This window comes from Microcystis sp. M53602_WE12, assembly GCF_030065455.1.
Classification (GTDB): Bacteria; Cyanobacteriota; Cyanobacteriia; order Cyanobacteriales; family Microcystaceae; genus Microcystis; species Microcystis aeruginosa.
In genome coordinates this window covers 1-4,821 of record NZ_JASJFB010000625.1, presented here as the reverse complement: position 1 = coordinate 4,821, position 4,821 = coordinate 1, and the positions used below count along the sequence as shown (strand labels likewise).

5 protein-coding genes and 1 pseudogene are annotated in these 4,821 nt (G+C 46.7%); all 6 read left to right on the top strand.

What is annotated here, in order from left to right; all coding sequences use genetic code 11:
* Positions 1-278: 278 nt before the first annotated feature.
* Entirely contained in the window at positions 279-470 is a 192-nt protein-coding gene (locus PX482_RS19880; protein WP_012265960.1) for a Thivi_2564 family membrane protein, read from the top strand.
* A gap of 35 nt (positions 471-505) precedes the next feature.
* Positions 506-1,600, top strand: a complete 1,095-nt coding sequence (locus tag PX482_RS19875) for a glycosyltransferase family 2 protein (protein ID WP_004159258.1) — start codon at positions 506-508, stop codon at positions 1,598-1,600.
* 12 nt (positions 1,601-1,612) lie between these two features.
* Positions 1,613-2,107, top strand: a complete 495-nt coding sequence (locus tag PX482_RS19870) for a glycosyl-4,4'-diaponeurosporenoate acyltransferase CrtO family protein (protein WP_223212969.1) — start codon at positions 1,613-1,615, stop codon at positions 2,105-2,107.
* The gene (locus tag PX482_RS19865) at positions 2,101-2,949 is read left to right on the top strand and encodes a transglutaminase-like domain-containing protein (protein ID WP_004159260.1); all 849 of its coding nucleotides are present in this window, start codon (positions 2,101-2,103) and stop codon (positions 2,947-2,949) included. Before PX482_RS19870 ends, PX482_RS19865 begins: the two co-directional genes overlap by 7 nt.
* 398 nt (positions 2,950-3,347) lie before the next feature.
* Complete coding sequence (locus PX482_RS19860) at positions 3,348-3,668, top strand: P-II family nitrogen regulator (RefSeq protein WP_002752253.1); 321 nt, start codon at positions 3,348-3,350, stop codon at positions 3,666-3,668.
* A 218-nt stretch (positions 3,669-3,886) separates the two neighbouring features.
* Positions 3,887-4,612 (top strand): annotated as a pseudogene (locus PX482_RS19855) (RRXRR domain-containing protein); the annotation flags it as partial.
* Between the last annotated feature and the right edge of the window lie 209 nt (positions 4,613-4,821).

Below are 4,821 nucleotides of genomic sequence, written 5' to 3'. Positions count from 1 at the left end.
GAACCCTTATATAGAAAGGCATTTGGCGATTTTTGTCAATTATTTTTGATCTAGAGCGAACTAATCAATTAAGTCTCTTGCCAGATAAGGATTTAGTCGATTTATGCCCCCCTATCGAACCATAACAAGTAACGAAGAGCCTAGATTTATTGCGTATCTTCAAGAATTGTGTGCGATTGCCCGGGCCACCTAACGAGCATATATAAACGAGCATATATAATAATGAAGAGAATAAAATGCTTGACGAAACTCATTAGATCGGAGAAAGGAGGTCAGTCATGGATCTGGTACAGTTTGTGGTAGTTATCATCGTGGTTGGGGTTCTATTGTGGCTCGTGAACAACTACATTCCGATGGACAGCAAGATCAAGCAAATCCTGAACATTGTGGTTGTCATCGCCCTCGTTTTGTGGATTCTTAAGGTGTTCGGATTGCTGAGTTTTCTCAAGGGAATTCGTATCGGTAGGTGAGTGATGTTCTAGACGGAAGGAAAGGTTGAATTATTATGGATCTGATGTCCATCACACTGCTGGTGCGCTGGCTAATAGGCTGGGGATTGATGTGGCGGTTGCCGCGACTTCCAGACTTTTCAGTCGTCGGTTCGCCTAAAGTCTCGGTCTTGATTCCGGCGAGGAATGAAGAGAGTACCCTCCCTAATTTGCTAACAGCCTTAAAGCAGCAAACATTCAAGCCCTACGAAATCATTGTCATCGATGACCAGTCCGCCGATGCTACCCCACAGATCGCCGAACAGGCCGGGGTGAAAGTAGTGCAGACTAGCCCTTTGCCCACAGGTTGGACAGGGAAAAACTGGGCACTCAAAACCGGATATGCAGCCTCATCTGGCGATATTCTCGTCTTTCTCGATGCCGACACTGAGCCAGGGGAGGAGCTGCTCCGCAGGCTGGTGGCAACTGTTCAACACTTAGGTGGTCTGGTCTCAGTTCAGCCCTATCACCGCACTGAACGCCCCTACGAACTGTTAGCGGTTCTGTTCAATCTCGTCGGCTTGATGGCCGTCAAACTGGGAGCAAGAGGTGGTGTGGCTTTTGGACCGGCTATGGCTACCAGCAAGGATGACTATAAGCGGGTCGGCGGCCACGACGCTGTGGCAGGATATGTTGTAGAAGACTGGTTCATGGCTCATATTTATGAGAGTGCGGGACTGCCAGTGAGTGCATACATTGGTCATGGCCAACTGGACTATCGGATGTACCCCGGCGGGCTGCGGGACCTGGTTGTTGGTTTCGACAAAAACTTTGCAACGGCAGCAGGGGAAGTCTCTTGGCTGCGGATGCTGGCGGTTGTGTTCTGGCTTTCAGGGTTGTTCTGGGCGGCTTGGTGTCTGCCCGCATCCCTATTCGGCTGGCCGATTGTCGGGAATTCATCCTTACTATATAACGTACTGCTTTATCTTGCCTTCGCCATACAGTTAGCCATAATTGTATGGCCAGTGGGTTCATTCGGAGCAATCGTCTTTTTCTTCCCCATTCCGGTTGCCTTCTTCATTGCAGTGTTCCTGCTGGCAATTCTGAATCTCGAACGTGGTCAAATCGAATGGAAAGGACGAAGGATAAGTACCCGATGGCAAGGTGAATGAATGATCTCGCCTATGCTACAACTACCGGATGGGGTAATCGTCGGGCTTTGTGTGGTCGGTTGGACAGCCTGGTCACTTTTGATCGGTTTTATCGGTCATCAACTTCCCCTGAAATTCCTAGAAACGGACACCTGCCTGACCCGGCCACGACCCTGGGGGGAAGATAGACAATGGTACAATCGGGTACTGCGGATCAAGCGATGGAAGGATCGGTTGCCAGAAGCAGGGGATTTCTTCCCAGGAGGTTTTCGCAAAACATCCGTTGGCGGTGGGGACTGTGCCGTAATGTCCCGTTTTTTGGCTGAAACCCGTCGCGCGGAATACGTTCACATCGCCATCTGGCTGTTTTGGTTAGTGACGATGCTCTGGACTCCTGGCTGGGGTGTGCTGGTAAACCTCGCCGTGGGAACAGCCTTCAACCTGCCTTGTTTGTGGGTGCAGCGTTACAATCGGCTTCGGCTCCAGCATCTGCTCGTATTGAAAGGACAGAAAAAAACGATATGCTAAAGTATGAACTTGGCTGTGAATTAACCTACAGCATTGAGCAAGCAAGCACTCTAATTCTTAATGTTGCTATTGTCAGCAACAACCATCAGATTATTGTTCAGGAAGACCTCCATTCTAACTCTCAACGGTCGATTGAGGAATACATCACTTCTGTCAGTGGAAATCGATACTTTCGACTCAATGCCCCTCCTGGCAATTTGCAAATTTCCTATCGAGCAACCGTTGGCTTATCTCCTTATTATTCAGACCCCAGTACGATTTTTGAAGTAAAGCCAGCCGATTTACCCCTCGATATCTTGTACTATCTTTATCCGAGTCGTTACTGTCAGTCAGATCGATTATTGCGCTTTGTCGCGGCTGAATTTGGCCATTTAGTCCCTGGTTATTCCAGGGTGACAGCTATCTGTAACTGGATTTATGACAATGTTTTGTATCTCTCTGGTAGCAGTGATTCTTTAACTTCTGCTTGCGATACAGCGATAGAAAGGGTAGGCGTTTGCCGTGATTTTGCCCATTTAGGTATTGCTTTTTGTCGAGCTTTGAACATTCCGGCACGCTTTGTTTCCGGCTACGCCTATGGTTTAAATCCCCCCGATTTTCATGCCTGGTTTGAGGCTTATCTAGGGGGTCGCTGGTATCTTTTCGATCCTACCCGCCTTGTGCCTCAGAGCGGGCTAATTCGCGTTGGCACAGGACGAGATGCAGCCGATGTTTCTTTTGCCACTATTTTTGGTCCCGTACAAATGAATCAGATGAGGCTTTTTATGGACTACTTACCCGATGCCAAGCCGATTTCCGAGAATATTTTGATACCGACAACAGAGGCGATCGCCATCTCTTGAGCGTACCCCAGTCAGGTATTCTATTATCGAAAATTTGGCTTGAAAACCCCGTCCTTTGAGGACGGCTTTAAGCTACAATGAAAAAAGCGATAACCAAGCTAAAAACTGAACCCTGACCACAGATAGTAGGGGGTTTCGTTCAGAAAAGACTTCAAATTCGGCCTTGAACGAGTAAAACTTTCTAGGAAATAAGGTTGAAGATGAGATTTTTTCGACTTGTTCAAAGTGGCCGTCCGGCATTCGGACACTCAAAACGGACGGGTCGAAAGAGTCAGACTTAAGCAATTAAGCGTTTTTCGCTATCTGCGTCAACCCCATTGACGCGACCATCCTAAAAAAGTAGCGTGGTGAGGATGTCAATAACATTGTCTTTGAAAAACCCATTTTAGGAGTTGCCCATGTCATCCTCATCCCTACCCATTAAACCGGCTGTACTGGTTGTCATCATTGGTGAAACCGTCTTGCAAGACCGCATGATCAAGCTGCTGCAAGAGTTAGGCGTAACTGGCTATACCCTCTCGCAAGCCCAGGGCGCAGGTCGCCACGGCAACCGCCAGGGAGATATGGTCGGTTATAACACCAATATTGAGATCAAAACCGTTGTCTCGCAGGAAGTCTCGGAGGCGATCTTCTCTGGTCTCGTCGAGTATCAAGCTAATCATGCCTTAATCGCTTTCCGACAAAATGTCGAAGCGTTGACTGGGTTTGAGATAATTTGATTCGTCACTAACCCCGCCCTAAAAGGGACGGGGCTTGCCTAAACCAATTTAGGCGACGCAAGTAGAGACTACCGCATCGAGACACAATCTGGCCCAGACCTCCGAATACTTCCCTAGTTCGGATTCCCTCTAAGCTCTATTGGTAAGGCGTTGTTAGACAAGACATCTTGATTGTGTTGCGGAAAGGTACTTTAACTTCACTCTTAAGGATTATCTCCATGGCAAGAGTTCCTGTTATCTCAAAAGACGGAAAGTCGTTAATGCCCACCAAACCCAGTCGGGCCAGGCGGTGGATTAAGCAAGGAAAAGCTATCGGTAAATTCAACGACTTAGATATTTTCTATGTCCAGCTAACCACTGAACCTTCTGATAGCAAAACCCAACCGATTGCCATTGGTATTAACCCGGGTAAATTATTCTCTGGAATTGGCGTTCAATCCTCCCTTTTTACTCTTTGGAAGGCTCACTTAGAACTTCCTTTTAAGCGAGTAAGAGAGCGCCTAGACAATCGATGCTTAATGCGAAGAGGACGTAGAGGAAGACGGATTAACCGCCAACTTTCTTTTAATCTAAGAGCGCATCGACAAAAACGATTCTCAAATAGAAAACAAGGAAAATTAGCTCCCTCAATCAGAGCTAATCGTCAACTTGAACTTCGAGTCGTTTCTGAACTAACCAAAATCTATCCAATTACCGATATTTACTTTGAGTATGTCAAAACCGATATTGATCTAACTTCCAGTAGAAAAGGAGCTAAGTCTGGAAAAGGTTTCTCGCCAGTTATGGTCAGACAGAAATGGGCGATTGAGCAACTATCTCAATTGGCAAAAGTCCATACTCGCTTTGGTTGGCAAACCTCTAATCTCAGAAAATATTTGCGACTAGAAAAGTCCAAAAATAAAGCAGAACAATCACCAGAAAGTCATGCTAACGATGGCATTGCTAAGAGGGAGGGAGCATCTCACCTTTGTAACCCCTAAATCAGGTTTTATGTCAAGCTATTTTGAAAGCCTTGCTAGAAACCAGTTTTAGGGACAAGTATAATTAGGGCTTGCTGAATAATGGTAAAACCCTTGTTGGTTAAGACTTTTAGAGTTTTTGTAAATCAAAAAGTACCAGATATGGGAGTGATCGGGGGGAAAATTCAGGGACT

What these genes read in the sequence shown, in the direction of transcription:
- PX482_RS19880 (WP_012265960.1), top strand. Translation starts at nt 279, where the DNA reads ATGGATCTGGTACAGTTTGTGGTAGTTATCATCGTGGTTGGGGTTCTA.
- PX482_RS19875 (WP_004159258.1), top strand. Translation starts at nt 506, where the DNA reads ATGGATCTGATGTCCATCACACTGCTGGTGCGCTGGCTAATAGGCTGG.
- PX482_RS19870 (WP_223212969.1), top strand. Translation starts at nt 1,613, where the DNA reads ATGCTACAACTACCGGATGGGGTAATCGTCGGGCTTTGTGTGGTCGGT.
- PX482_RS19865 (WP_004159260.1), top strand. Translation starts at nt 2,101, where the DNA reads ATGCTAAAGTATGAACTTGGCTGTGAATTAACCTACAGCATTGAGCAA.
- PX482_RS19860 (WP_002752253.1), top strand. Translation starts at nt 3,348, where the DNA reads ATGTCATCCTCATCCCTACCCATTAAACCGGCTGTACTGGTTGTCATC.